This is a genomic window from Frigoribacterium sp. Leaf186 (genome assembly GCF_001423905.1).
Classification (GTDB): Bacteria; Actinomycetota; Actinomycetes; order Actinomycetales; family Microbacteriaceae; genus Frigoribacterium.
In genome coordinates this window covers 74614-99481 of record NZ_LMPQ01000001.1, presented here as the reverse complement: position 1 = coordinate 99481, position 24868 = coordinate 74614, and the positions used below count along the sequence as shown (strand labels likewise).

At 68.7% G+C, this 24868-nt stretch carries 24 protein-coding genes; 6 read left to right on the top strand and 18 right to left on the bottom strand.

The window, feature by feature from the left end:
* The first annotated feature begins 35 nt into the window (after nucleotides 1-35).
* Genes ASG05_RS00505 through ASG05_RS00490 form a run of 4 tightly spaced genes read left to right on the top strand, consistent with a single transcriptional unit; the run spans nucleotide 36 to nucleotide 4280 of the window.
* The gene (locus ASG05_RS00505) at nucleotides 36-680 is read left to right on the top strand and encodes a heme-copper oxidase subunit III (RefSeq protein WP_082486190.1); all 645 of its coding nucleotides are present in this window, start codon (nucleotides 36-38) and stop codon (nucleotides 678-680) included.
* A gap of 21 nt (nucleotides 681-701) precedes the next feature.
* Complete coding sequence (locus ASG05_RS00500) at nucleotides 702-1517, top strand: c-type cytochrome (protein ID WP_056256108.1); 816 nt, start codon at nucleotides 702-704, stop codon at nucleotides 1515-1517.
* A 37-nt stretch (nucleotides 1518-1554) separates the two neighbouring features.
* Nucleotides 1555-2622, top strand: a complete 1068-nt coding sequence (locus tag ASG05_RS00495; RefSeq protein WP_056256107.1) for a ubiquinol-cytochrome c reductase iron-sulfur subunit — start codon at nucleotides 1555-1557, stop codon at nucleotides 2620-2622.
* 47 nt (nucleotides 2623-2669) lie between these two features.
* Nucleotides 2670-4280: a cytochrome bc complex cytochrome b subunit gene (locus tag ASG05_RS00490; RefSeq protein WP_056258126.1), complete on the top strand. Its 1611-nt coding sequence runs from the start codon at nucleotides 2670-2672 to the stop codon at nucleotides 4278-4280.
* Nucleotides 4281-4781: 501 nt separating this feature from the next.
* Here the strand turns inward: ASG05_RS00490 and ASG05_RS16090 are convergent.
* The 6 genes from ASG05_RS16090 to ASG05_RS00465 all read right to left on the bottom strand — a co-directional run bounded on the left by ASG05_RS16090 (nucleotide 4782) and on the right by ASG05_RS00465 (nucleotide 10373).
* Nucleotides 4782-5069, bottom strand: coding sequence for a hypothetical protein (locus tag ASG05_RS16090; RefSeq protein WP_157489989.1), 288 nt, complete (start codon nucleotides 5067-5069; stop codon nucleotides 4782-4784).
* Nucleotides 5070-5182: 113 nt separating this feature from the next.
* Complete coding sequence (locus ASG05_RS00485; protein ID WP_056256104.1) at nucleotides 5183-5599, bottom strand: cytochrome c oxidase subunit 4; 417 nt, start codon at nucleotides 5597-5599, stop codon at nucleotides 5183-5185.
* Between the two features lie 5 nt (nucleotides 5600-5604).
* Nucleotides 5605-7350 carry a cytochrome c oxidase subunit I gene (ctaD, locus tag ASG05_RS00480; protein ID WP_082059957.1) on the bottom strand — a complete coding sequence of 582 codons (1746 nt, stop codon included), beginning with the start codon at nucleotides 7348-7350 and terminating at the stop codon, nucleotides 5605-5607.
* Between the two features lie 12 nt (nucleotides 7351-7362).
* Nucleotides 7363-8220, bottom strand: a complete 858-nt coding sequence (coxB, locus tag ASG05_RS00475) for a cytochrome c oxidase subunit II (RefSeq protein WP_082486189.1) — start codon at nucleotides 8218-8220, stop codon at nucleotides 7363-7365.
* Between the two features lie 239 nt (nucleotides 8221-8459).
* On the bottom strand, nucleotides 8460-8822 hold the full coding sequence (gene erpA, locus ASG05_RS00470; RefSeq protein ID WP_043594936.1) for an iron-sulfur cluster insertion protein ErpA: 363 nt from the start codon (nucleotides 8820-8822) through the stop codon (nucleotides 8460-8462).
* Nucleotides 8823-8957: 135 nt separating this feature from the next.
* A complete protein-coding gene (locus ASG05_RS00465) occupies nucleotides 8958-10373 on the bottom strand; it encodes a dipeptidase (protein ID WP_056256099.1) in 1416 nt (471 codons plus the stop codon).
* A 41-nt stretch (nucleotides 10374-10414) separates the two neighbouring features.
* Here ASG05_RS00465 and ASG05_RS00460 point away from each other — a divergent pair, with 41 nt between their 5' ends.
* Complete coding sequence (locus tag ASG05_RS00460; protein ID WP_056256097.1) at nucleotides 10415-10993, top strand: DUF3043 domain-containing protein; 579 nt, start codon at nucleotides 10415-10417, stop codon at nucleotides 10991-10993.
* A gap of 89 nt (nucleotides 10994-11082) precedes the next feature.
* Here the strand turns inward: ASG05_RS00460 and ASG05_RS00455 are convergent, their stop codons facing one another.
* From ASG05_RS00455 to hisD, 3 genes are all read right to left on the bottom strand, one after another.
* A complete protein-coding gene (locus ASG05_RS00455) occupies nucleotides 11083-12135 on the bottom strand; it encodes a quinone-dependent dihydroorotate dehydrogenase (protein WP_056256094.1) in 1053 nt (350 codons plus the stop codon).
* Nucleotides 12132-12614: a transcriptional regulator NrdR gene (gene nrdR / locus ASG05_RS00450; RefSeq protein WP_056256091.1), complete on the bottom strand. Its 483-nt coding sequence runs from the start codon at nucleotides 12612-12614 to the stop codon at nucleotides 12132-12134. The genes ASG05_RS00455 and nrdR overlap by 4 nt, the downstream gene beginning before the upstream one ends.
* Before the next feature lie 72 nt (nucleotides 12615-12686).
* Nucleotides 12687-13997, bottom strand: coding sequence for a histidinol dehydrogenase (hisD, locus tag ASG05_RS00445; protein WP_056256090.1), 1311 nt, complete (start codon nucleotides 13995-13997; stop codon nucleotides 12687-12689).
* A 33-nt stretch (nucleotides 13998-14030) separates the two neighbouring features.
* Between hisD and ASG05_RS00440 the strand changes: the two genes are divergently transcribed.
* A complete protein-coding gene (locus ASG05_RS00440; protein WP_056256088.1) occupies nucleotides 14031-14549 on the top strand; it encodes a flavin reductase family protein in 519 nt (172 codons plus the stop codon).
* Between the two features lie 58 nt (nucleotides 14550-14607).
* Here the strand turns inward: ASG05_RS00440 and dnaE are convergent, their stop codons facing one another.
* The 9 genes from dnaE to ASG05_RS00395 form a co-directional block, all read right to left on the bottom strand.
* Nucleotides 14608-18126: a DNA polymerase III subunit alpha gene (dnaE, locus tag ASG05_RS00435; protein WP_255354527.1), complete on the bottom strand. Its 3519-nt coding sequence runs from the start codon at nucleotides 18124-18126 to the stop codon at nucleotides 14608-14610.
* 44 nt (nucleotides 18127-18170) lie between these two features.
* On the bottom strand, nucleotides 18171-19094 hold the full coding sequence (locus ASG05_RS00430) for an RluA family pseudouridine synthase (protein ID WP_056256086.1): 924 nt from the start codon (nucleotides 19092-19094) through the stop codon (nucleotides 18171-18173).
* Nucleotides 19091-19741, bottom strand: a complete 651-nt coding sequence (lspA, locus tag ASG05_RS00425) for a signal peptidase II (protein WP_082486188.1) — start codon at nucleotides 19739-19741, stop codon at nucleotides 19091-19093. The genes ASG05_RS00430 and lspA overlap by 4 nt, the downstream gene beginning before the upstream one ends.
* Nucleotides 19742-19745: 4 nt before the next feature.
* Nucleotides 19746-20522 (bottom strand): DivIVA domain-containing protein, encoded by a 777-nt coding sequence (locus tag ASG05_RS00420; RefSeq protein WP_056256083.1) that lies wholly within the window; start codon nucleotides 20520-20522, stop codon nucleotides 19746-19748.
* 145 nt (nucleotides 20523-20667) lie between these two features.
* The gene (locus ASG05_RS00415; protein ID WP_056256080.1) at nucleotides 20668-20970 is read right to left on the bottom strand and encodes a YggT family protein; all 303 of its coding nucleotides are present in this window, start codon (nucleotides 20968-20970) and stop codon (nucleotides 20668-20670) included.
* A gap of 85 nt (nucleotides 20971-21055) precedes the next feature.
* Nucleotides 21056-21580, bottom strand: coding sequence for a cell division protein SepF (locus tag ASG05_RS00410; protein ID WP_056256076.1), 525 nt, complete (start codon nucleotides 21578-21580; stop codon nucleotides 21056-21058).
* A gap of 36 nt (nucleotides 21581-21616) precedes the next feature.
* The gene (locus ASG05_RS00405) at nucleotides 21617-22315 is read right to left on the bottom strand and encodes a YggS family pyridoxal phosphate-dependent enzyme (protein WP_056256074.1); all 699 of its coding nucleotides are present in this window, start codon (nucleotides 22313-22315) and stop codon (nucleotides 21617-21619) included.
* 6 nt (nucleotides 22316-22321) lie between these two features.
* Nucleotides 22322-23482 (bottom strand): cell division protein FtsZ, encoded by a 1161-nt coding sequence (gene ftsZ / locus ASG05_RS00400; protein ID WP_056256073.1) that lies wholly within the window; start codon nucleotides 23480-23482, stop codon nucleotides 22322-22324.
* A 137-nt stretch (nucleotides 23483-23619) separates the two neighbouring features.
* Entirely contained in the window at nucleotides 23620-24831 is a 1212-nt protein-coding gene (locus tag ASG05_RS00395) for an FtsQ-type POTRA domain-containing protein (protein WP_235491342.1), read from the bottom strand.
* Nucleotides 24832-24868: the final 37 nt, after the last annotated feature.

Here is a 24868-nt window from a genome sequence, read left to right as displayed (position 1 = left end):
TTGCGACGCAAACCCAGGGCGAGTTACCAGGCATAATGGACCTCGTGACAAGTACCTCTCTCTCGAGACCTTCTGGCGGCCCGGTCGTCAACCGACCCAGCACGGTTGCCGTGGGCACCATCGTGTGGCTCGGCAGCGAGGTCATGTTCTTCGCCGGCCTCTTCGCGATCTACTTCACCCTGCGCTCGACGTCTCCCGGTCTCTGGGCCGACCAGACGGCGCTGCACAACGTGCCGTTCGCCCTCACGAACACGATCACCCTCGTGCTCTCGTCGGTGGCGTGCCAGTTCGGCGTCTTCGCCGCCGAGCGCATGCAGCCGCACCGGACCGGGCGACTGTTCCAGGTCGGCCGCTGGGGCATGGTCGAGTGGTTCTTCCTCACCTACGCCATGGGGGCGGTGTTCGTCTGCGGCCAGGTCTTCGAGTACGCGACCCTCGTCTCCGAGCACGTCACCCTCAGCTCGAGCGCCTACGGTTCGGCCTTCTACATGACGACCGGGTTCCACGGTGCGCACGTCATCGGTGGGCTCATCGCCTTCCTCCTCACCATCGGTCGTGCCTACGCCGTCAAGAACTTCGGGCACAAAGAGGCCACCACGGCCATCGTCGTGTCGTACTACTGGCACTTCGTCGACGTGGTCTGGATCGGCCTCTTCATCGTCATCTACCTCCTCAAATAGGCATTGGATCGTCTGCACAGCATGTTCTCCAGAACCTCGTCCTCGCGACGCACCAAGAAGGCCGGCCGCCGCGGCCCCGTCGCCACCGCCTCCTTGCTGCTCGTCGGCCTGCTCACCACCGGTGGCGCCTACGCCCTCTTCTCGTCGACGGCCTCGGCGGACGAGAGCAGCGCGACCGCGACCTCGCAGCAGAGCATCGACGAGGGCCAGAAGCTCTTCGCCTCGAACTGCGCCACGTGTCACGGTCTCAGTGCCGCCGGCACCGACAGCGGTCCCAGCCTGATCGGCGTCGGCGCCGCCTCGGTCGACTTCCAGGTCGGCACCGGTCGCATGCCGATGGCCGTCAACGGACCGCAGGCAGAACAGAAGCCCACCCAGTTCACCGACGAGCAGGTCGCCGCCATGGCCGCTTACGTCGCCTCGCTGGCCCCCGGCCCCGCCATCCCCGACGAGTCCCTGCTGCAGGCCGACGGTGACACGACCAACGGCGCCGAGCTCTTCCGCATCAACTGCGCCATGTGCCACAACGTGGCCGGAGCCGGTGGTGCGCTCACGCAGGGCAAGTACGCCCCGCCGCTCGACGGCGTCACGTCGCACCACATCTACGAGGCCATGCAGACCGGCCCGCAGAACATGCCGGTCTTCAACGACCTCAACCTGTCGCCGCAAGACAAGGCCGACATCATCACGTACCTCAAGTACGTCGAGAACACCCCGTCCCCGGGTGGATTCGAGCTCGGAAGCCTCGGCCCGGTCGCCGAAGGCCTCTTCATCTGGATCTTCGGGCTCGGTGCGATCGTCGCGATCACCATCTGGCTGACCGCCCGGTCGAACTGACCCGCGTTCTCTCCGTACTTCACGAAAGGCAGAAACAATGGCAGAGCACGACGACGAGGCCCCCACGGCGGGCTCGGCTGTCGAGAAGCGCGAGCCTCGACAGGTCTCGGCCGGCACGGCGGTCGTGACGTCCGACGTGTTCCAGAACCCTGGCGAGCCGCCGCACCGCGACCGCGTCACCGACATCGACCCCAAGGTCGAGAAGCGTGCCGAACGACAGGTCAGCCTGTTCTTCTTCCTCTCCATCGTCGGCAGCATCGCCGCCATCGGGGCCTACGTGGCGTTCCCCATCACGTCGGGCGACTCGGGTTCGGTCCGACTGAACAACCTCTTCCTGGGGTTGGGCATCGCCCTCGGCCTCCTCTCGGTCGGCATCGGTGCGGTGCACTGGTCCAAGACGCTCATGCCGGCTCGCGAGATCACCGAGATGCGACACGACACCCGCGGGTCCGAGCCCACGCGCGAGAAGGCCGTCGAGGTCTTCGCCCTGGGCAACCACGAGAGCGGCTTCGGACGTCGGTCGCTCATCCGCAACAGCCTCATCGGCGCGCTCGTCGCCACTCCCCTGCCTGCCGTGGTCCTGTTCCGCGACCTGGCTCCGGCCGAAGACCCCAACGCGGTCCTGCGGCACACCCTGTGGGAAGAGGGCATGCACCTCGCCACCGACCCTGCCGGCGCCCGCATCCGTGCGTCCGACGTCACCCTGGGTTCCGTCTTCCACGTGATCCCCGAGAACCTCAACGAATCAGAACACCTGCTCGAAGAGAAAGCCAAAGCGGCCGTCCTCCTCATGCGCCTGAAGCCGGAAGACCTCCACCCGGCCGAGGGTCGCGAAGACTGGCAGTACGACGGAATCGTCGCCTACTCGAAGATCTGCACGCACGTCGGGTGCCCCGTGGCACTCTACGAGCAGCAGACACACCACCTGCTCTGCCCCTGCCACCAGTCCACGTTCGACGTGACCAACAACTGCGAAGTGATCTTCGGGCCCGCCAAGCGCCCGCTGCCGCAGCTGCCCATCACCGTCGACGCCGACGGGTACCTCGTCGCGCAGAGCGACTTCCACGAACCTGTGGGCCCGAGCTTCTGGGAGCGCGAAAAGTGATCACCACCACCCCGACACACGGCGCCGAGCCGGCCACGTCCGACAACATCGGCAAGGCACCGGCGTTCGCACCGACGAAGACCAACAAGATCCTCGGCGCGACGGCCAACTACATCGACGAGCGCACCAGCATGTCCGGCCTGGTCAAAGAGGTCGGTCGCAAGATCTTCCCCGACCACTGGTCCTTCATGCTGGGCGAGGTCGCCCTCTACTCGTTCGTCGTCATCCTGCTCTCGGGCACCTTCTTGACGTTCTTCTTCCAGCCGTCGATGGCCGAGGTCAACTACAACGGGTCGTACGTCCCGCTCAAGGGCCTCAACATGTCGGCCGCCATGGCGTCGACGCTCGACATCTCGTTCGACATCCGCGGCGGTCTGCTGTTCCGCCAGATCCACCACTGGGCGGCGCTGCTGTTCGTGGCCGCGATCATGCTGCACATGCTCCGCGTGTACTTCACCGGAGCGTTCCGCAAGCCTCGCGAAATCAACTGGGTCGTCGGCTTCACGCTCTGGATCCTCGCCATGGCAGAGGGCTTCACCGGTTACTCGCTGCCCGACGACCTGCTCTCGGGCAACGGTGCACGAATCATCGACGGCATGATCAAGGGCATCCCGGTCATCGGCGTCTGGATCTCGTACCTGGTCTTCGGTGGCGAGTTCCCCGGCACCGACATGGTGGGTCGTTTCTACTCGCTGCACATCATGCTGCTTCCGGCGCTGCTCATCGCACTGCTGGGCGTGCACCTCCTGCTGCTGATCATCAACAAGCACACGCAGTTCGCCGGTCCCGGCAAGACGAACCAGAACGTGGTCGGCGTTCCCGTCATGCCCGTGTTCGCCGCGAAGGCCGGTGGATTCTTCTTCATCGTCTTCGGCGTCATCGTCCTGATCGCCTCGCTCTTCACGATCAACCCGATCTGGAACTACGGCCCGTACGACCCCTCCCCCGTGTCGGCTGGTACGCAGCCCGACTGGTACATCGGCTTCGCCGACGGCGCCCTGCGCCTCGTGCCGCCGGGCTGGGAGTTCGTCGCCTTCGGCTACACCGTCTCGATGAACATCCTGGTACCGATCACGGTCCTCGGTCTCTTCATCGTCGTGGTCCTGCTGTACCCGTTCTTCGAGGCATGGGTCACCGGCGACAAGCGAGAGCACCACATCCTCGACCGTCCCCGCAACGCTCCGACCCGCACCGCCATCGGTGCTGCGGGCATCGTGTTCTACGCCAGCCTCTGGGCCGCAGCGAGCTCGGACATCATGGCAACGCACTTCCACCTGTCGTTGAACTACGTGATCCACGCCTGCCAGGCAGCGTTGATCCTCGGACCGTTCATCGCCTTCTGGGTCACCAAGCGCGTCTGCCTGGCCCTGCAGAAGAAGGACCGCGAGATCGCCCTCCACGGCTACGAGTCAGGTCGCATCGTCCGCCTCCCCGGTGGCGAGTACATCGAGGTGCACGAGCAGCTCGACGAGTACGAGCGCTGGCGCTTGCTCGACTTCAACGAGTACGAGCCCCTCATGGTCCGGCCGAACGCCAACGGCAAGATCACCGCGCTCCAGCGGGCGCGGGCCTCGGCGTCGTCCTTCTTCTTCGAAGATCGCATCGCCCCGGTCAAGCGCTCTGAGATCGAAGCATCGCACCACGACGAAGGTCACTGACACGCAGACCTTCTGATACCCGGAAGCCCGGCCGCACACCTCGTGCGACCGGGCTTTCGCTGTCAGATGCCGTGTCCCCTCTCGGGACGTCCTCCGACCGCACGTCGCACGACATCGGAGTCGACGGTCGTCAAGCAGCCGGAGACGAGCCAGGAGTTCCTCTGGCACGACATGAGTGCCTGGACCAGGGCCGGGCCGGCACGACAGTCGGAGGCTCTCACGACCACGCAGGACGTCCGCCTGCGGTCCGCGCGTGTGCGGGAAGGCAGCTCCCAGCCGTCCCGCACGTCAGCCTCACCAGGGCACGCTCCCTGGCTGGGCTTCGTCGTCCTTGGCTCCGACGAGTGACCGGCAACCACCGCGAGTCCGCAGAGCGCTCCCCCGGCGAAGAACAGAAGACTGACCTGAACGGCACGTGATTCGCCTCGCGACGGTTCTGCCAACAGGGACCACGCGACGTCGACCACGCGCGGGAGGACGGACGCGGATGGACTCGCCCGGTCAGCGAAGAGGGATACGGGTCAGCGGGTTCATCCAGTGGGGACTCCCCGGTCGGTTCAGGCGGTACAGCCGCCGGCGCCGTGCCGACCATGTGGCCGCCGTCCATCGTTCGGGCGATGAGCAGTCACTTCGCGCCGAGGCCACGACGAATCCGTCGACGCGTTCCATGGCGTCGATCTCACGCGAGATCCGGCAGATCGACGACGTTGCGAGTGCCCGATGGAGCTTCGACTGCACTTTCGACAGCTCGCCGACGGTGACCTCTCCGCCCGGAATCGCCATGATCATGGCGATTCTCGACCCTGTCGGCTTCCACCCGTCGCGCGGGCGGTGGCCCGGGCAGACGACGAAGGGCGCCGATCCGGAGATCGACGCCCGGTCAGGTGGTGCTGTGCCCGTGCTCAGTGGGCGAAGTTGCCTCGGTAGTACTCGTAGACCCAGCCGACCAGTGCCACAGCCGTGAGGGCCGCACCGATGTAGATGATCCACATGCCGACGGCCAGCGCCAGGAAGATCAAGCTGCACCCGGCGGCGAGGATGATGGGCCACCACGACCACGGGCTGAAGAAGCCCATCTCGGGGTCGCCGTCGTCGATGTTGGCGTCCAGGCGGTCCTCGGGGAGTTCGCCACCCTGCGTGGCGTGCGAACGACCCATGTAGAAGGCCAGGAAGGCACCCAGCATGCCGGCGAGGCCGATGCCGAGCGTGCCGGCCCATTCCACCCTGCCCGTGTCGAGCAGGCTCCAGAGCACGTACACCGCGCACATGAGGAAGAAGAAGATCGCGAGGATCCAGAACAGCGTCGCGTTGGTCTTCATCGGGACTACTTCACTTTCTCGCTGGACGCGTCGTACGTCGGAGCGTCAGGCGCGTCCTTCACGGGGCCGATGCCGACGGGCAGGCCCGCCTCGGGGTGGTTCAGGTCGAAGGCAGGCGACTCCGAGCGGATGCGAGGGATCGACGTGAAGTTGTGCCGCGGCGGCGGGCACGAGGTGGCCCACTCGAGCGAGCGCGAGTAACCCCACGGGTCGTTCACCTCGACCTTGGGAGCCCGGCGAGCGGTGATGTACACGTTGTAGAGGAACGGCAGGATCGAGACACCGAGCAGCATGGCCCCGATGGTCGACAGCTGGTTCATCCACGTGAAGTGGTCCTCGGGCTGGTACGTCGCGTAACGACGGGGCATGCCCATGACGCCGAGCCAGTGCTGCACGAGGAACGTCGTGTGGAACCCGACGAAGAGCATCCAGAAGTGGATCTTGCCGAGACGCTCGTTGAGCATCTTGCCCGTCCACTTCGGCCACCAGAAGTAGAAGCCGGAGAACATGGCGAACACGACGGTGCCGAACACGACGTAGTGGAAGTGCGCCACCACGAAGTAGGTGTCCGACACGTGGAAGTCGAGCGGAGGCGACGCGAGAATGACACCGGTCAGACCACCGAACGTGAAGGTGATCAAGAACCCGATGGCCCAGAGCATGGGCGTCTCGAAGGTGACCGACCCGCGCCACATCGTGCCGATCCAGTTGAAGATCTTCACACCCGTCGGAACGGCGATGAGCATCGTCATCAGCGAGAAGAACGGCAGCAGGACGGACCCGGTGACGTACATGTGGTGGGCCCACACGGTGACCGACAGGGCGGCGATCGAGATGGTCGCGTACACCAGCGTCTTGTAACCGAAGATCGGCTTGCGGCTGAAGACCGGGAAGACCTCGGACACGATGCCGAAGAACGGCAGGGCGATGATGTAGACCTCGGGGTGGCCGAAGAACCAGAAGAGGTGCTGCCAGAGGATGGCCCCGCCGTTGGCCGGATTGAAGACCTGGGCGTCGAAGACGCGGTCGAAGCCGAGACCGAAGAGGGCGGCGGCCAGGACCGGGAACGCCATGATCACCAGGATCGACGTGATCAGGGTGTTCCAGGTGAAGATCGGCATGCGCCACATGGTCATGCCGGGGGCACGCATCGACACGATGGTGGTGATGAAGTTCACCGAACCCAGGATGGTGCTGAAGCCGGTCAGGCCGAGGCCGAACACCCAGAGGTTTCCGCCGAGGCCTGGCGAGAACGTCGTGTCGCTGAGTGGTGCGTAGGCGAACCACCCGAACGAGGCGGCACCCTGCGGGGTGAGGAAGCCGGCGACGGCGATGATCGAGCCGAACGAGTAGAGCCAGAAGGCGAAGCCGTTCAGCCGCGGGAACGCGACGTCGGGGGCACCGATCTGGAGCGGCATGAGCACGTTGGCGAAGCCCGAGAAGAGGGGCGTCGCGAACATGAGCAGCATGATCGTGCCGTGCATCGTGAAGAGCTGGTTGTACTGCTCTTTCGTGGCGACGATCTCGAGGCCCGGTGCGAAGAGCTGGGCGCGGATGATGAGCGCCATGACCCCGCCGAGGCAGAAGAAGAGGAACGACGTGATCAGGTACATGTACCCGATGGTCTTGTGGTCGGTCGACGTGATCCAGTTGACGACGACGTTGCCCTTGCGGCCGACCTTCGAGGCGCCGAAGTTCTGACCGGAGGACGTCCCGCCGGTGGTGGGACGGGTGGCGGTGGCTGAGCTCATCGAACCTGTGCCTTACTTCTCGGAGTCTTCGGTGCCGGCGGCGTTGGCGGGGGCCTCGGTGCCGGGCTGGTTGGTGTTGGTGTTGTACTGGTCGCCCAGGAGGCCGGTGTTGCCTTCGGCGTCGAGGGTCTGCAGGTATTGGTCGTACTCGGACTGCGAGACGACCTTGACGTTGAACAGCATCAGCGAGTGGTACTCGCCGCAGAGCTCGGCGCACTTGCCGCTGAACGTGCCCTCTTTCTCGGGCGTGAAGTACATCGAGTTCGTCTTGCCGGGGATCGTGTCTTTCTTGTACAAGAAGTCGATGATCCAGAAGGAGTGCGCCACGTCGCGCGACTTGAGGTCGATCTGCACCGTCTTGCCCACCGGCAGGTAGAGCTCGGGGAGCTGGCTCTCGTCGATGGTGCCGTCACCCAGCTCTTGCGCCTGGATGCCCTGGTAGTAGACGCTCTCGTCTTCGTTCTGCTGGTCGATGTAGTTGAAGTCCCACGCCCAGCGCTTGGCGTACACGTCGATCTTGACGTCGGGACTGGCGGTCGGCTCTTCGATGGCCGCCTGGTCACGGGCGGTGAAGGCGAAGAAGCCGAGCACGAGGATCAGCGGCACGACCGTGTAGAAGATCTCGATCGGCATGTTGTAGCGGAGCTGCACGGGGAGGCCGGTCTGACCCTTGCGACGGCGGTAGGCCACGCACACCCAGATGATGAGACCCCAGACGATGACGCCGACGATCAGCAGCACGATCCACGAGGTGACCCAGAGGCCGATGACGCGGTCCACGTGGTTGGTCGTGCCTGCGGTGGTGGGCAGCCAGCCCTGGAGCTGGTCGGTGGTACACCCCGCAAGCACGAGAGCCAGGACGACTGCCATGGGGGCGGCAGCCCAACGAAGACGGCGGTTAGAGCGCACTGTGACCTCTCGGATGACACGACAGTGGGGGTGTTCCCAGTGTTGACGGGGACTTGCCTAGCTTACTCGCAGGATGGGACGCCCAACGCACGGCACGCGCCCAAAGCCTCTCGACGTCGAGTGAGAACCCGCCCGGACGACGGAAGGGGCCATCCGTCCGGATGGCCCCTTCCGCTCGCCGGTCGTGCCGGCGGCCGCGATCAGTGGAAGCTGTCGCCGCAGGCGCAGCTGCCCTGGGCGTTGGGGTTGTCGATCGTGAACCCCTGCTTCTGGATGGTGTCCTCGAAGTCGATGGCGGCGCCGTCGAGGTAGGGGACGCTCATCTTGTCGACGATGACCTCGACGCCGTCGAAGTCGACGGTGGCGTCACCGTCGAGCATGCGCTCGTCGAAGTACAGCTGGTAGATGAGCCCCGAGCAGCCGCCGGGCTGCACGGCCACGCGGAGGCGCAGGTCGTCGCGGCCCTCTTGCGTGAGCAGGCTCTTCACCTTGTCCGCGGCGGTGGACGTGATCGTCACGCCGTGCGCCTTCGCGTCGACGGGAGCGGTTGCGATGTCGGTCATGGTGCCTCCTTCGGGCCGGGTCGAGTGCGGGGCACTCGTCGTCGACCAGTGTAAGCAGCGGTGGGCCGGTTTTGTTCCGCACCCGCGCCTCCTCGTCGTTCGTCCACGGCGCCGAGGAGGCGCGGGTCGCGCCGGTCAGCCCCTCGCGTCCAACCGCGCCAACAGGATCGCTTCGCTGAGGATCGCCCGGTGCAGCACGCCGAGGTGCTGCGATTCGTTGGGGCTGTGGGCGCGCGTGTCGGGGTCCTCGACGCCGGTCACGAGGATCTGGGCCTCGGGGAAGGTGCGGACGAGGTCGGCGATGAACGGGATCGATCCGCCGATGCCGGTCTGCACCGGGGCCTCACCCCAGCCCTCGGTCATGGCGACGGTCGCATCGGCGATGGCCGTGCCCGACGTGTCGACCAAGAAGGGATCGCCCTTGTCCACGTCGTCGATCCGGACGTGCGCGCCGAACGGGGCGTGGCCCCGCAGGTGCTCCTCGAGCGCGGCGTAGGCGTCGTCCGCGGTCTGCCCGGGTGCGATCCGCGCACTGATGCGGACCGACACCTCGGGGCTCAGCGTGTTGGACGCGTTGGCGACCGACGGCGCGTCGATCCCCGTCACCGTGATGGACGGCTGCGACCAGACGCGACTGAGGATCGGCCCCCGCCCGATCGGGGTCACCCCGTCGAGCAGGCCGCTGTCGTCGCGCAGCTGCTGCTCGGTCTGCTCGGGGTGGTCGGCGTCGCGGCTCGTGAGCCCGGCCACCGCCACGGCACCCACGTCGTCGTGCAGGGTGGCGAGCAACTTCACCATGGCCATCATGGCGTCCGGGACGGCGCCGCCGAGCATGCCCGAGTGGGACGCGTGCGCCAGGGTGCGGACGGTCAGGCGGAAGGTGACGTTGCCGCGGAGGCCCACGGTGATGGCGGGCACCGTCGTGCTCCAGTTGTCGGAGTCCGCCACCACGATGACGTCGGCCCGCAGGTCGTCCTGGTGCTGCGCCAGGAACTCGGCGAACGACCGCGAGCCGAATTCTTCCTCTCCCTCGACGAACAGCGAGACGCCCACGCGCAGGTCGTCGCCCAGGACCTCACGCACCGCCCTGAGCGCGGCCACGTGGGTCATCACGCCGGCCTTGTCGTCGGAGGCGCCGCGCCCGTACAGCCGGTCGCCCTTGACGGTCGGCTCGAACGGAGGGGTGTCCCAGTCCGCGTCGTCGCCCTGGGGCTGCACGTCGTGGTGCGCGTAGAGCAGGATCGTCGGCCGGCCGTCGCGGGCCGCGCGGCGGGCGAGGACGGCGGGCTGCCCGAGGGCGCCGTCGTCGCCGATCGGTGCCCTGCTGACGGACACCTGATCGAACAGGCCCGTGCCCTCGACCAGTGCCGCCACGGCGTCGGCGCTGCGTCGGACGTGCTCGGGGTCGAAGGCGTCCCACGACACCGAGGGGATGCGCACGAGTGCGCCGAGGTCGGCGATCGTCGTCGGCAGACCGGCGTGGACGGCCTCCGCGAGTTCGCTGACAGTACGGGGATCGGTCGGTCGGACGGGATGCTGCGAGTCGCTCATGCAGGTAATCTTAGGAACTCGGACAACCCTGAGGATCTCCCGTGGCCAAGCCAGACAGCAAGACGACCGAGACGACCACCGTCGCCGAACCCGAGTCGACCGCGGTCGGCAAGGGACGACCGACCCCCACGCGACGCGAGCGCGAGGCCGCCAACCAGCGTCCCCTCGTCGCCTCGGGCAAAGAAGCCCAGAAGGCCCAGCGCGCCCGGCTCGCCGAGCAGCGAGACCGCGCTCGCGTCGGGCTCGCCAACGGCGAGGAGAAGTTCCTGCCCGACCGCGACAAGGGCCCGCAGCGTCGCTTCATCCGCGACCACGTCGACGCCCGCTTCAGCGTCGGCGAGGCCATGATCCCGATCATGGTCGTCGTCATCGCCCTGACGCTCGTGCAGTCCGCCGCGATCCAGTCCATCACCCTGCTCGTGCTCTGGGGCTTCTTCGCCCTCGCCGTCGTCGACTGCCTGATCGTCGGCCGCAGCGTGAACCGCAAGCTCGCGGCCAAGTACGGCGCCGAGAACGTCCGCAAGGGCAACCGCTGGTACGCCGCCATGCGCGCGATGCAGCTCAAGCCCATGCGCCTGCCGAAGCCCCAGGTCAAGCGCGGCGAGTACCCGACCGCCTGACCTGCGCCACTCCCCCGTCGCCGAACGGCGTCACCCCCGAGGGTGACGCCGTTCGTGCGTGGTGGAGCGCGTCGACCCTCCGGCCGTCGTCAGCGTCGTGCCCGACGACGACGCAGTGCGACCAGCCCGCGGTTCACCTGACGGGCCCAGAGCGGGCCCTGGTAGAGGAACGCCGTGTAGCCCTGCACCAGGGTCGCCCCGGCACGGAGGCGCTCGTCGACGTCGGCGGCAGTCGAGACCCCTCCCACCGAGATGACGCAGGTCTCTGCGGGGATGGACTCACGCACGAGCCTCAGCACCTCGAGCGACCGGGCGGCCAGGGGGGCACCCGACAGGCCGCCGGCCCCGGCCGCCTCGACCACGGCGCGATCGGTGTCGAGCCCGTCCCTCGACAGGGTCGTGTTGGTGGCGATGACGCCGGCCAGGCCCAGGTCGGTCACCAACGTGCCGATGCGACGGACCCCCTCGTCGTCGAGGTCGGGGGCGATCTTGACCAGGACGGGCGTCGCACCCGCGGCGTCGCGGACCGCCTCGAGCAGCGGCGCGAGCTTGTCGAGCTCTTGCAGCCCCCGTAGCCCCGGCGTGTTCGGCGAACTGACGTTGACCGCCAGGTAGTCGGCCAGGGGGGCCAGGAGGCGCGTGCTGGCGAGGTAGTCGTCGATCGCGTCGTCGACGTCGACGACGCGGCTCTTGCCGATGTTGACGCCGATGACGGGCCGGGACGCGGCCGAGCGTGCCCTGCTGAGTTCGAGGGCCGCCGCGTGGGAGCCCGCGTTGTTGAACCCCATCCGGTTCACGACGGCGTAGTCGGGGACGAGCCGGAAGAGTCGAGGGCGCTCGTTGCCCGGCTGCGCCCTGGCCGTGATCGTGCCGACCTCGACGTGGCCGAAGCCGAGGGCCCCGAGACCGGCGACGCCCTTGGCGTCCTTGTCGAACCCGGCGGCGACGCCGAACGGCGAGGTGAAGTGCAGCCCGAGGGCGTCCACCGCGAGCGACGGTGCCGGAGCCGTCAGACGACCGACGAGCCCGGCGAGCCCCAGCTTGGGGATCGCCGTGATGACCCGGAACGCCAGGTGGTGGGCGTCTTCGGGGTCCATCTTGGCGAAGACGGCGTCGAACAGGAGGCGGTACGGGGTGGTCATTCGTCGACCGACCGGGTCGGACGCGGACGCGACGCGTGCTCTTCGCGCAACTGACCGATGGAGGCCTCGAAGTCCTCGAGCGAGTCGAACGCCTGGTAGACGCTGGCGAAGCGCAGGTAGGCGACCTCGTCGAGGTCGCGCAACGGAGGCAGGATGGCCAGGCCGATGTCGTTGGCCTCGATCTGCGAGGCGCCGCTCGCCCGGACGGCCTCTTCGACCTTCTGCGCCAGGACGGCGAGGTCGCCGTCGGTGACCGGGCGCCCCTGGCACGCCTTGCGCACGCCCGAGATGATCTTGTCGCGGCTGAACGGCTCGAGGACGCCGTTGCGCTTCACCACGTTCAGACTCGCGGTCTCGGTGGTGCTGAACCGACGGCCACAGTTCGGGCACTGCCGACGGCGTCGGATCGACATGCCGTCGTCACTGGTGCGGGAGTCGACGACTCGGGAGTCGGGGTGACGGCAGAAAGGGCAGAACATGGTCCGGCCAGATTATCGGACCCACGGCCCGCCGTCGGACGACCGAGCAGCCGGCCGACCCGACGGGCCCCCTCAGGGACGCGCGAGGCGGGCGGCGACGGCCTCGCCGTGGGCCGGCAACAGCTCGGCCTTCGAGAGGGCGACGAGTCGATCCGCCACGACGCCGAGGGCGTCGGCGTCGTACCGGACGATCTGCTGCGGGCGCAGGAACGTGAACGCCCCGAGCCCCGACGAGAACCGCGACTGACCGCTCGTCGGCAGGACGTGGTTGGAGCCCGCGAGGTAGTCACCCAGGCTGACGGGGGTGTCCGGTCCGACGAAGATCGCCCCGGCATCGGTGATGTCGGCCAGGACGGCGTCGTCGTCGCGGGTCTGGATCTCGAGGTGTTCGGGACCGTAGGCGTTGCTGAACGCGGCCGCCTGTCGGAGGTCGTCGACCAGGACGACGGCGGACTGACGCCCGGAGAGGGCCGTCCGCACCCGTGCCGCACTGAGCGTGCGGGGCACGAGCCGGGTCAACTCGGCCACGACGGCGTCGCCGAAGGCCGCCGAGTCGGTGACGAGCACGGCCGAGGCCTCTTCGTCGTGCTCGGCCTGGCTGATGAGGTCGACGGCCACCAGCGTGGCGTCGGCCGAGTCGTCGGCGATGACCAGGATCTCGGTCGCGCCGGCCACCGAGTCGATGCCGACGCGACCGCGGACGAGCTGCTTGGCAGCCGCGACGAAGTTGTTGCCCGGACCGGTGATGACCTGGACCGGCTCGAGCTCGAGCTCGGGCACGCCGTAGGCGAGGGCGCCGATCGCGCCCGCGCCGCCGATGGCATAGACCTCGCCGATGCCGAGCAGGCCCGCGGCACCGAGGATCACGGGGTGGACTCCCCCGGCGTGCTCACGCTGGGCCGGTGAGACGAGCGCGATCGACGAGACGCCGGCCACCTGGGCCGGCACGACGTTCATCACGACGCTCGACGGATAGACGGCCTTGCCCCCGGGGACGTAGACGCCGGCCCGGGTGACGGGCTGCCACCGCTGCTCGATGACCGCCCCCGGAGCGGGACGGGTCGTCGTGGCCGCGGGCACCTGAGCCCTGCTGGCCTGCGTGACGCGCGCGATCGACTCGACCAGCGCCTCCTTGACCAGGGGGTCGAGGGCGGCGACGGCGTCGTCGATGGTCTGCTGGGCCACCCGAAGTGCGTCGGGACGCACGCCGTCGAAGCGAGCCGCCTGGTCGCGCAACGCGGCGGCACCCCGCTCGCGGACGTCGTCGACGAGGCGGCGGGCGGCGTCCGTCGCGGCGCCGACGTCGGCGTGCGATCGAGGGACGAGGTCGAGCAGCTGGGCGTGCGTCGGCGTGAGACCGCGCAGATCTGTGGTCTGGATCATGGCCCGCCCAGCCTAGTCAGTAGGGTCGTGAGCATGACGGACGACGACCTGGCAGCCCCGACGACCGACGAGCCGCTCGAGGTCTTCAAGGAAGCCTTCCGACGGCACGCGGCCGGCGTCGCTATCGTGACCGCGCGCGACGCCGAGGGGACGCCGGTCGGCTTCACGGCCACGTCGCTGGCCTCCCTGGCCGCCGTCCCACCGCTGGCGACCTTCAACATGGCCCGCTCGGCCAGCTCGTGGCCCGCCGTCGCCGAGACGGACGAGGTCATCGTGCACCTGCTCGGCCTGCGCAACCGGGATCTCGCGCGACGCATGGCGGGGCCCGCCGCCCTGCGGTTCGACGGCGACCACTGGACGGACGGCCCGAACGGGGTCCCCCTGCTCGACGGCGTCACCGCGTGGATGACGGGCACGATCGTCGAACGCGTCCCGGTCCACGGCAGTGCGGTCGTCGTCGTGCGCATCGGCACGGGCGGCGTCGGTGAGGACGACGACGCCTTGCTGTACCACGACCGGCACTACCTGAGGCCGGTCCACCTCGACGACTGACGGCGACTCACGCGAGGCAGCACCTCAGACGAGGCGGCGACTCACACGAGGCGGCGACTCACACGAGACAGCCGGGGCCCAGCAAGCTCTTCAGCTCGCCGAACAGGTCGGCCGTCACGTCGACCGGCATCGGGATCTCGAACACCCGGGCGGCCTCGCCCTTCACCAGCCGGAGGCGCACCTCGGTGCCCCCGGCGTGACGACCGAGGACCGCGGCGAGTTCGGTGACCGTGTCGTGCGTCGCCCGGTGTTCGGGCATCTGCAACAGCAGCGGCCCGTGGGTGACGCCGACCCCCAGGTCGGGCATGAACATGCTCGCTGCGTGCATGTTCATGCCGTCGTCGCGAACGCTGACCCGGCCCTTGAGCACGATGATCGAGTCGCCGACGAGCGACGGCCCGAACTCTTGGTACGTCTTGCCCAAGAACATCGCCGAGATCTCGCCCCCGAAGTCCTCGACGGTGATGATGCCGTACGGGTTGCCGGAGTTGCGGGCGACGCGGTGCTGCACGCTGGTGATGAGGCCCGCGATCGTCACCGTCTCGCCGTCGATGGTCGCCGGGTCGCTGGCCAGGATGTCGGTGACCGTCGTCTGGGCGTGCTTCGCCAACGGCAGCTCGAGCCCCGCGAGGGGGTGGTCGGAGACGTAGAGCCCCAGCATGTCGCGTTCGAAGGCCAGCTTGTCGCGCTTGGACCACTCGGGACGTTCGGGCACGTGCTGGACGTCTTGTGGTTCGTCCCAGAGGGAGTCGAAGTCGAAACCGACCTGGCCGTTGGCCTCGGCTCGCTTCTCGCCCACCGCCGCCTCGACGGCGGACTCGTGGATCTCGACCAGCGCCCGTCGCGTCGACCCGAGCGAGTCGAACGCGCCCGCCTTGACCAACGACTCGACGGTGCGCTTGTTCGCGACCGGCAGCGGGACCTTGCGCAGGAAGTCGTGGAACGACGTGAACGCGCCCTCTTTTTGGCGGGCCGCGATGACGTGGTCGACCACGTTGAAGCCGACGTTGCGGACGGCACCCATGCCGAAGCGGATGTCGTCACCGACGGCGGCGAAGAACCCGATCGACTCGTTGACGTCGGGCGGCAGCACCTTGATGCCCATCCGGCGGCACTCGTTGAGGTAGAGGCCGAGCTTGTCGCGCGAGTCGCCGGTGCTGGTGAGCAGCGCCGCCATGTACTCGGCGGGGTAGTGCGCCTTGAGGTACGCCGTCCAGTACGAGACCACGCCGTACGCGGCCGAGTGCGCCTTGTTGAAGGCGTAGTCGGAGAACGGCAGGAGGATGTCCCAGAGCATCTTGACGGCGTCGGGAGAGAAGCCGTTGTCGAACATGCCCTGCTCGAAACCGGCGTACTGCTTGTCGAGTTCGGACTTCTTCTTCTTGCCCATGGCTCGCCGCAGGATGTCGGCCTGACCGAGCGAGAACCCGGCGACCTTCTGCGCGATGGCCATGACCTGCTCTTGGTAGATGATCAGGCCGTAGCTGGTCGAGAGGATCTCTTTCAGCGGCTCTTCGAGCTCGGGGTGGATCGGGGTGATGTCTTGCGCGCCGTTCTTGCGGAGCGCGTAGTTCGTGTGCGAGTTCGCCCCCATCGGCCCCGGGCGGTACAGGGCGATGACGGCCGAGATGTCTTCGAAGTTGTCGGGCTTCATCAGCCGGAGGAGGCCGCGCATGGGGCCACCGTCGAGCTGGAACACCCCGAGGGTGTCGCCCCGACCCAGCAGCTCGTAGGCCGCCCGGTCGTCGAGCTCGAGGTCTTCGAGCACGAGGTCGAGGCCGCGGTTCGTCTTGATGTTGTCGAGGGCGTCGTTGATGATCGTGAGGTTGCGCAGCCCCAGGAAGTCCATCTTGATCAGCCCGAGCGACTCGCAGGCCGGGTAGTCGAACTGCGTGACGATCTGGCCGTCCTGCTCGCGCTTCATGATGGGGATGATGTCGATCAGCGGATCGCTCGACATGATGACGCCGGCGGCGTGCACGCCCCACTGGCGCTTGAGCCCCTCGAGGCCGAGGGCGGTGTCGAAGACCGTCTTCGCCTCGGGGTCGGACTCGACCACCGTGCGGATGTCGCCAGCCTCTTTGTAGCGGTCGTGCTGCTTGTCGAAGATGCCCGTGAGCGGGATGTCCTTGCCCATGACGGCCGGCGGCATGGCCTTCGTCAACTTCTCGCCCATGCCGAACGGGAACCCCAGCACGCGTGAGCTGTCTTTCAGGGCTTGCTTGGCCTTGATCGTGCCGTAGGTGACGATCTGCGCGACGCGCTCGTCACCGTACTTCTCGGTGACGTACTGGATCACCTCGCCGCGACGACGGTCGTCGAAGTCGACGTCGAAGTCGGGCATCGAGACGCGGTCGGGGTTGAGGAACCGCTCGAAGATCAGGCCGTGGCGCAGCGGGTCGAGGTCGGTGATGCGCATCGCGTAGGCGGCCATCGACCCGGCCCCCGAGCCACGACCCGGACCGACCCGGATGCCGTTCTCCTTCGACCAGTTGATGAAGTCGGCGACCACGAGGAAGTACCCGGGGAACCCCATGCCCGTGATGACGCCGATCTCGTACTCGGCCTGCTTGCGCACGTCGTCGGGGATGCCGTCGGGGTACCGGTAGACGAGGCCCTTCTCGACCTCTTTGATGAACCAGGTCTCTTCGGTCTCGCCCTCGGGGACCGGGTAGCGCGGCATGTAGTTGGCCGAGGTGTTGAACTGCACGTCGCACCGCTCGGCGATGAGCAGCGTGTTGTCGCAGGCCTCTGGGTGGTCACGGAAGAGGTGACGCATCTGCTGCGCCGACTTCAGGTAGAACTCGTCGGCGTCGAACTTGAAGCGATTCGGGTCGTTCAGGGTCGAGCCCGACTGCACGCAGAGGAGTGCCGCGTGGCTGGTGGCGTCGTGCTCGTGCGTGTAGTGCAGGTCGTTCGTCGCGACGAGCGGGAGGTCGAGGTCTTTGGCCAGGCGCAGCAGGTCGCCCATGATCTGGCGCTCGATGCCCAGCCCGTGGTCCATGATCTCGGCGAAGTAGTTCTCGCGACCGAAGATGTCGCGGAAGTCCGACGCGGCCTTGACCGCCTCGTCGTACTGGCCCAGTCTCAGGCGCGTCTGCACCTCGCCGCTCGGGCACCCGGTGGTCGCGATCAGCCCGTCCGAATACTGGGAGAGGAGTTCGCGGTCCATGCGGGGCTTGAAGTAGTAGCCCTCGAGTGAGGCCCGCGACGACAGCCGGAACAGGTTGTGCATGCCGGCGGTGTTCTCGGACAGCAGGGTCATGTGCGTGTAGGCACCCGAGCCCGACACGTCGTCCCGCCCGCCGTCGCCCCAGCGCACCCGCGTCTTGTCGCTGCGGTGCGTGCCCGGGGTGATGTAGGCCTCGGTGCCGATGATGGGCTTGACGCCCGCCTCGGTCGCGGTCTTCCAGAAGTCGTAGGCACCGAAGACGTTGCCGTGGTCGGTCACCGCGACCGCGGGCATGCCCTGCGCCGCCGCCTCGGTGACCAGCGGCTTGACCCGGGCCGCACCGTCGAGCATCGAGTACTCGCTGTGCACGTGCAGATGGACGAATGAGTCTTTGCTCGAGGCCACGGGGCTCCTCGTCTGGTGGTGGATCTGGCGACTAGGGGAACAGCCTAGCTGCGACGGAGGACATCGAGGGCGTGCTGCAGGTCCGCCGGGTAGGTCGACCGGTAGACGACCGGCTCACCCGTGCCGGGGTGCCGGAATCCGAGCTGGACGGCGTGCAGCCACTGGCGCGTGAGGCCGAGCGTCGCCGACAGGGTCGGGTCGGCACCGTACGTCGTGTCGCCGACGCAGGGATGCCGCTGGGCCGCCATGTGGACCCGGATCTGGTGCGTCCGACCGGTCTCGAGGTGGACCTCGAGCAGGGACGCCGCCGGGAACGCCTCGACCGTCTCGTAGTGGGTGACCGACGGCTTGCCGTCGACGACGACGGCGAACTTCCAGTCGGACGAGGGGTGACGTCCGATGGGGGCGTCGACGGTGCCGGTGAGGGGGTCGGGGTGCCCCTGGACGACGGCGTTGTAGATCTTCTCGACGGTCCGTTCGCGGAAGGCCTGCTTCAGGAGCGTGTACGCCCGTTCCGTCTTCGCGACGACCATCAGCCCGCTGGTTCCCACGTCGAGTCGGTGCACGATGCCGGCCCGTTCGGAGGCACCGGACGTCGACACGGTGAAGCCGGCAGCCGCGAGGCCACCGAGCACGGTCGGGCCCGTCCAGCCCACCGAGGGGTGGGCCGCCACGCCCACGGGCTTGTCGACGACCACGATCTCGTCGTCGTCGTGGACGACGGCCATGCCGGGGACCTCGACGGCGACCACGGCGGGCGCCTCGCGGGGCGACCACGTGACGTCGAGCCAGGCACCGGCCTCGAGCCGGTCCGACTTGCCGACCGTGCGACCGTCGACGGTCACGCCGCCGGCGGCGGCGACCTCGGCGGCGAAGGTGCGGCTGAAGCCGAGCAGCTTGGCCAGGGCGGCGTCGACGCGTTCGCCGGCGAGCCCGTCGGGGACCGGGAGCGCCCGGGTCTCGCTCACGAGGCGTTCCAACGATCGGCAGGAGGCGCGGTGTCGGCAGGAGGCGCGGTGTCGGCAGGAGGCGCGGTGTCGGCGGTCGCTCCGGTCACGGACGGCGCGTCCGCGGCGTCGCGACGGGCCTTCTTCGCGCTCGGGGCTCGCGTGCCGTCGAGCCCGATGCCGAGGAGCGTCAGCAGCAGCAGCAAGCCCATGCTCGACACGATGAAGACGTCGGCCACGTTGAAGATGGCGGGCAGCAGCGAGGGGAAGTAGATGAAGTCGACGACGTGCCCCTGGCCGAACGACGGCTCGCGCAGCAGTCGGTCGGTGAGGTTGCCCAGGGTGCCGCCGAGCAGCATGCCGAGCATGACGGCCCAGGCCAGGGACCGGATGCGCCGGGCCACGACGACGATGGCTACGGCGACCGCGGCGGCCGCGAGGGAGAAGATCCAGGTCGAGCCACTCGCGAACGAGAAGGCTGCCCCCGGGTTCTTCACGAAGTGCAGTTGGAAGAACTCGCCGATCACGTCGACGGAGCCACCCTCGACGAGGGTGCGGGTGACCAGCAGTTTGGTGCCCTGGTCGAGGCCGTAGGCCACGACCGCGACGAAGGCCAGCGTCGCGAGAACGCGGACGCTGGCCTTCGAGGTGGGCTTGTCGTTCGACAAGACCCTAGTTCGAGCCGAAGCCCTGGGCGCTGGCCGGGGTGGGCCGGGCGGCCTCGCCCGTGCCGTCGCCGTCGAGCTCGTGCAGCTGGCCCTCGATGTAGCTCTTGAGCTTCGCGCGGTAGTCGCGCTCGAACGACCGCAGGTCGTCGATGCGACGCTCGACGCTCGAGCGTTCGGTGTTGAGGCGGTCGAGGATCTCGCGCTGCTGCGTCTCGGCGGCACCGACGATGTCGCGCGACTTGGTCTCGGCCTCGGCGACGACCTCGCGCTGCTTGGCCTCACCCTCGGACACGAGACGGGCGGCGGTGGCGTGACCCTCGGCGATGAGCGCGTCACGCTTGTCGATGCCCTCACGGACGTGCTCTTCGTGCAGGCGGCGGGCGAGCTGCAGCAGGCTGTTGGTGCTGGTGGTCTCGTCGTCCGTGTCGGAGACCGCCGGAGCGGCGTACGCGGGAGCCGAGGCCACGGCGGCGGGAGCCGCGACGGGCTCGGGCTCGACGACGGGCTCGGGCTCGGCCGCCTCGGGGGCGGACGCCGGCGCGGGCGCCGAGGCCGGAGCCGGGGCACTGGCCACCGGAGCCGACGCGGGGGCGGCCTGCGCGGCAGGAGCCGCGTCGCCCGACGAGAGGCGCTGGCGCAGCTCGTCGTTCTCCTGGTTGAGACGTCGCAGCTCGGCGACGACCTCGTCGAGGAAGTCGTCGACCTCGTCTTGGTCGTACCCCTCACGGAACTTCGTCGGCTGGAACCGCTTGTTGACTACGTCTTCCGGCGTCAAAGCCATTGCCGTCACCTCGTGAATCTGTTGGATCGTGTGATCGTGGTCTGGGTCGTTCTTCTACACCGTAGAGGAGCGAGGCCCGGTCGGGCCGGGGTCGTGCCGTTCGGGCGCTGCGATGAGCCTACCCTGTCGGTCGGCGTCAGCGTCGTCAGCCGAAGGCGCGCAGGTTGCCCGCGACGCTCATCAGGATGATGACGGCCAGCATGATGATGCTCCAGCCGAAGTCGAGCGCCACCGATCCGAGCCGGACCGGCGGGAGGATCTTGCGCACCCGTCGGATGGGGGGGTCGGTGACGGTGTACGCCACCTCGGCGAGCACCAGCACGGGGCCCTTCGGCCGCCATCCGCGGCTGAAGGACTGGGCGAGGTCGAGCACGAACCGCGCCCACATCAGCAGGAAGAAGATCAGCAGCAGGTAGTACGCGATCGTGGCGATCAGGGAGACGATCATCGGGGGGTCATCAGCTCACACGAGTCGGCGCGAGTGGGCTCGCGGTCGGGCAGGTCGTCGCGACGGGGCCGCGACGACGGACGTGTCACGACTGGGCGAAGAACGACGCTTCGATGTCGGACTCCACCTCAGCCTGCTCACCGCTGACCGCGATGTGGGCCGGTGACAGCAGGAACACCTTGTTGGTGACGCGCTCGATCTTGCCGTAGAGACCCTGGGAGAGTCCGCTGGCGAAGTCGACGAGGCGACGGGCGTCGGCCTCGGTCATCTGCGACAGGTTGATGATGACCGGGATGCCGTCGCGGAAGCTCTCGGCGATGGCCTGGGCGTCCTTGTACTCGCGGGGGTGGACGGTCAGGATCTCGTTCATGTCGTGGGGCACCGTGTTCTTCGGGGGCGAGGAGCGACGCAGGGGCGTCACGGGGGCGCGCGTGGGCGCGGGAGCGGCGGCGGGGGCCGCGTGGACCGGCGCGACGGGGGCAGGAGCGTGCGTGGCCGCCTGCGGTCGCGACGACGAAGGCTGGGCTCGCTCGTGCGGCTGCTCGTCGTACTCGAGCTCTTCGTCGGCGAGGCCCAGGTAGACCATCGTCTTGCGCAGCGGGTTGGCCATGGTGTTCCTCCGAGTCAGTGGATCGTCAGGTCGACATTAACGAGCTTCGGGGCGAGAACCCGTGATTGCCGTGCCGATCCGTAGGTGTGTCGCGCCCTCCGCGATCGCCGCGGCGAAGTCGTGCGACATGCCGGCCGAGACGGCGTCGGCCGAGGGGGCGATCGCCTGCAGGCGTTCGGAGACCGCACGGAGGCGCGCGAAGGCGGGTCGCGCCTCCTCGCCGAGCGGCGCCACGGCCATGACGCCCCGCAGCCGGAGGCCGGGGGTCGCGAGCACCCGTTCGGCGAGCCGCTCGACGTCGCCCACGGCGACTCCCCCGCGTCCCGGGTCGTCGGTCAGGGCGACCTGGACGAAACCGTCGAGGATCACGCCGGAGTCGTCGGCCAGGGCGTCGACGACGGAGTCACGGTCCAGCGAGTGCACGGTGGACGCGTAGCGCCGGGCCTGTCGGGCCTTCTTGGACTGGAGCTGGCCGACGAAGTGCCACCGCAGCCCGTCGAGGTCGGCCAACTCGGCCGCCTTGCCCTGCGCCTCCTGGTGTCGGTTCTCGCCGACGTCGCGGACGCCCAGGTCGTAGAGCTCTCGGATCAGCGACGCCGGGTGGAACTTGGTCACGACGACCGTCGTGACCTCACCGGGCGATCGGCCCGAGGCGTCGCAAGCCGCGTCGACGGCCGCGACGACCCGGGCGAGTCGCTCGCCCAGGTCGCCGTCGCCGGTCGTCGTCTCGGTCACCCGTGGTTACTTGAGGAAGTCCGGCACGTCGAGGTCGTCGTCACCGTCGTCGAAGGCGGGGTCGACGGCCTGGGTCGCCGGTTCGTCGGGACGCTTCCAGGCGGCGGGCTCGTGGGTGGCACCGCTGTCGGCGATCGCCGAGACGCCTGCCACCGAGGTCGCCGTGGGCCCGTCGGAGTCGACGAAGCTCGAGCGGCGGTCCTTCACCTTGGTGGAGGGCTCGCCGCCGTCGAAGCCGGCCGCGATGACCGTGACCCGCACCTCGTCGCCCAGGGTGTCGTCGATGACGGCACCGAAGATGATGTTGGCCTCGGCGTGGACCGCCTCTTGCACCAGGCGCGCGGCGTCGTTGATCTCGAAGATGCCGAGGTTCGACCCGCCCTGGATCGACAGCAGCACGCCGTGGGCCCCGTCGATGCTCGCCTCGAGCAACGGGGAGGCGACGGCCAGCTCGGCCGCCTTGATCGCCCGGTCGGCACCGCGCGACGAACCGATGCCCATGAGGGCGGAACCCGCCCCCTGCATGACCGACTTGACGTCGGCGAAGTCGAGGTTGATGAGGCCGGGGGTGGTGATGAGGTCGGTGATGCCCTGGACGCCGGCGAGCAGCACCTGGTCGGCCGTGCCGAAGGCCTCGACCATGCTGATGCCGCGCTCGCTGATCTCGAGCAGGCGGTCGTTGGGGACGACGATGAGGGTGTCGACCTCGTCCTTCAGCGCGGCGACGCCGGCCTCGGCCTGCGCCTGACGGCGCTTGCCCTCGAAGCCGAACGGCTTCGTGACGACGCCGATGGTCAGGGCGCCGATCGACTTGGCGATGCGAGCGACGACCGGGGCGCCGCCGGTGCCCGTGCCACCGCCCTCGCCGGCCGTGACGAAGACCATGTCGGCACCCGCGAGGGCCTCTTCGATCTCTTCGGCGTGGTCCTCGGCGGCACGACGGCCGACCTCGGGGTCTGCCCCGGCACCGAGGCCGCGGGTGAGCTCGCGTCCGACGTCGAGCTTGACGTCGGCGTCGCTCAACAGCAGCGCCTGGGCGTCGGTGTTGATGGCGATGAACTCCACCCCGCGGAGCCCGAGTTCGATCATGCGGTTGACGGCGTTGACGCCACCGCCGCCGACACCGACGACCTTGATCACGGCTAGGTAGTTATGGTTCGTTGTCACGTCCGGGCCTCCGCTTGAACCTTAACTCTGCAGTTGAAGGTTAAAGTTGTACATGGTATGCAAGTTCTGCAGTCACAAGGTATGGGTGCGCCGCAGGCCCTGTCGCCAGGGCGACCGCGTGTCGCGAACACACCTCCTCATCTCGTCCTGATGATCCCGTTGTCGGGTGCCGAGACGTCGTACTCGACGCTCGCCCCCGGGTCGCGCCGGGCCTGGTCCGCGATCAGGCCCGCGAGCACCTGGGCCTTCTTGGCCGACTGGTCGGCGCTGCCCCAGACGACGCGCTCGCCCGAGGTGAGCTGCAACGTCACGTCGTCGGTCGTCGAGGCCGTCACCGTGTCGACGGTGGACCGCAGGGTGACCGGCAGCGCCAGCAGCACCTCCGCCACGGAGCGGTAGGCGGGCCCGTCGAGGGCCGCTCCCCCGACGTCGACGAGCGGGACGCCCTCCTGACGGGCGTCGAGCGACTGCACGACGACGCCTGCCGGGTCGACGAGCTCGAAGCCGTCGCCCGCGGCGACCGTGGCCACGGGCTGGCGCTCCTGGATGCGGACGACGAGCGTGTGCGGCGGGGCGGTCTCGGTGACGTAGCTGGCGATCAGCGGGAACGCGGCCAGCTCGTCGGTCACCTCGTCGAAGTCGATGAGGGCCAGGGGCGTGCCCAGCTGGCCGTCCAGCGCCGCCTGCACCGCCGACGCGTCGACGCGTTCCGTCCCCTCGACGCGGATGGTCCGCAGCGACAGCAACGGTGAGAAGACGGCGACCGCGACGGACGCGACGAGGAGGAGCACGACGGCCCCGAGCGACACCAGGGTCGCCCGACGGTGCCGGCTGCGGCGCGTGAAGCGACGGACCTCGACGCGTTCGACGCGCCTCCGTTCGCTGGTGGCCCGACGGGCCTGCCGGCGGGCTGCGACGACCCGGGCCTTCGCCTCGGCTGCCGTGCCGTCGGGGGCGACGATGCGTGGTGGCTCGGACGCCCCGGTGGCGCCCGTCGAGGTGGCGCCCGTCGAGGTGGCGCCCGTCGAGGTGGCTTCGGACGCGTCGGGGCCGGACGCGCCCGCGCGGAGGCCGCCCGGCAGACGGTCGCGCAGGGACGGCGAGGCACCGGCGACGCCGGCCAGTCGATCGCGCCACGACGACGATCGCGGCTCGGAGACCTCGGACGCCTCGGGGGCCGCTCGGCCGGAGGGCCGCGAGGGCTGCGCACCGCCGACGACCGCAAGGGGACCCGTCGAGTCCGGGTCGTCGTCTCGACGGCGACGGCGACGGCGCCGGCGCCGGCGGCCGGGGGCGGTCTCGGCGGGCTCGGGGGCGTCGGGCTCGTCGAACCCCTCCGGACGCCTCACCGGGGCTCCCCCGACGGCACGGACCTGGTGTCACGGG

What these genes read in the sequence shown, in the direction of transcription:
- ASG05_RS00505 (WP_082486190.1), top strand. Translation starts at nt 36, where the DNA reads ATGGACCTCGTGACAAGTACCTCTCTCTCGAGACCTTCTGGCGGCCCG.
- ASG05_RS00500 (WP_056256108.1), top strand. Translation starts at nt 702, where the DNA reads ATGTTCTCCAGAACCTCGTCCTCGCGACGCACCAAGAAGGCCGGCCGC.
- ASG05_RS00495 (WP_056256107.1), top strand. Translation starts at nt 1,555, where the DNA reads ATGGCAGAGCACGACGACGAGGCCCCCACGGCGGGCTCGGCTGTCGAG.
- ASG05_RS16090 (WP_157489989.1), bottom strand. Translation starts at nt 5,069, where the DNA reads ATGATCATGGCGATTCCGGGCGGAGAGGTCACCGTCGGCGAGCTGTCG.
- ASG05_RS00485 (WP_056256104.1), bottom strand. Translation starts at nt 5,599, where the DNA reads ATGAAGACCAACGCGACGCTGTTCTGGATCCTCGCGATCTTCTTCTTC.
- ctaD (WP_082059957.1), bottom strand. Translation starts at nt 7,350, where the DNA reads ATGAGCTCAGCCACCGCCACCCGTCCCACCACCGGCGGGACGTCCTCC.
- coxB (WP_082486189.1), bottom strand. Translation starts at nt 8,220, where the DNA reads ATGGCAGTCGTCCTGGCTCTCGTGCTTGCGGGGTGTACCACCGACCAG.
- erpA (WP_043594936.1), bottom strand. Translation starts at nt 8,822, where the DNA reads ATGACCGACATCGCAACCGCTCCCGTCGACGCGAAGGCGCACGGCGTG.
- ASG05_RS00465 (WP_056256099.1), bottom strand. Translation starts at nt 10,373, where the DNA reads ATGAGCGACTCGCAGCATCCCGTCCGACCGACCGATCCCCGTACTGTC.
- ASG05_RS00455 (WP_056256094.1), bottom strand. Translation starts at nt 12,135, where the DNA reads ATGACCACCCCGTACCGCCTCCTGTTCGACGCCGTCTTCGCCAAGATG.
- nrdR (WP_056256091.1), bottom strand. Translation starts at nt 12,614, where the DNA reads ATGTTCTGCCCTTTCTGCCGTCACCCCGACTCCCGAGTCGTCGACTCC.
- hisD (WP_056256090.1), bottom strand. Translation starts at nt 13,997, where the DNA reads ATGATCCAGACCACAGATCTGCGCGGTCTCACGCCGACGCACGCCCAG.
- ASG05_RS00440 (WP_056256088.1), top strand. Translation starts at nt 14,031, where the DNA reads ATGACGGACGACGACCTGGCAGCCCCGACGACCGACGAGCCGCTCGAG.
- ASG05_RS00420 (WP_056256083.1), bottom strand. Translation starts at nt 20,522, where the DNA reads ATGGCTTTGACGCCGGAAGACGTAGTCAACAAGCGGTTCCAGCCGACG.
- ASG05_RS00415 (WP_056256080.1), bottom strand. Translation starts at nt 20,970, where the DNA reads ATGATCGTCTCCCTGATCGCCACGATCGCGTACTACCTGCTGCTGATC.
- ASG05_RS00410 (WP_056256076.1), bottom strand. Translation starts at nt 21,580, where the DNA reads ATGGCCAACCCGCTGCGCAAGACGATGGTCTACCTGGGCCTCGCCGAC.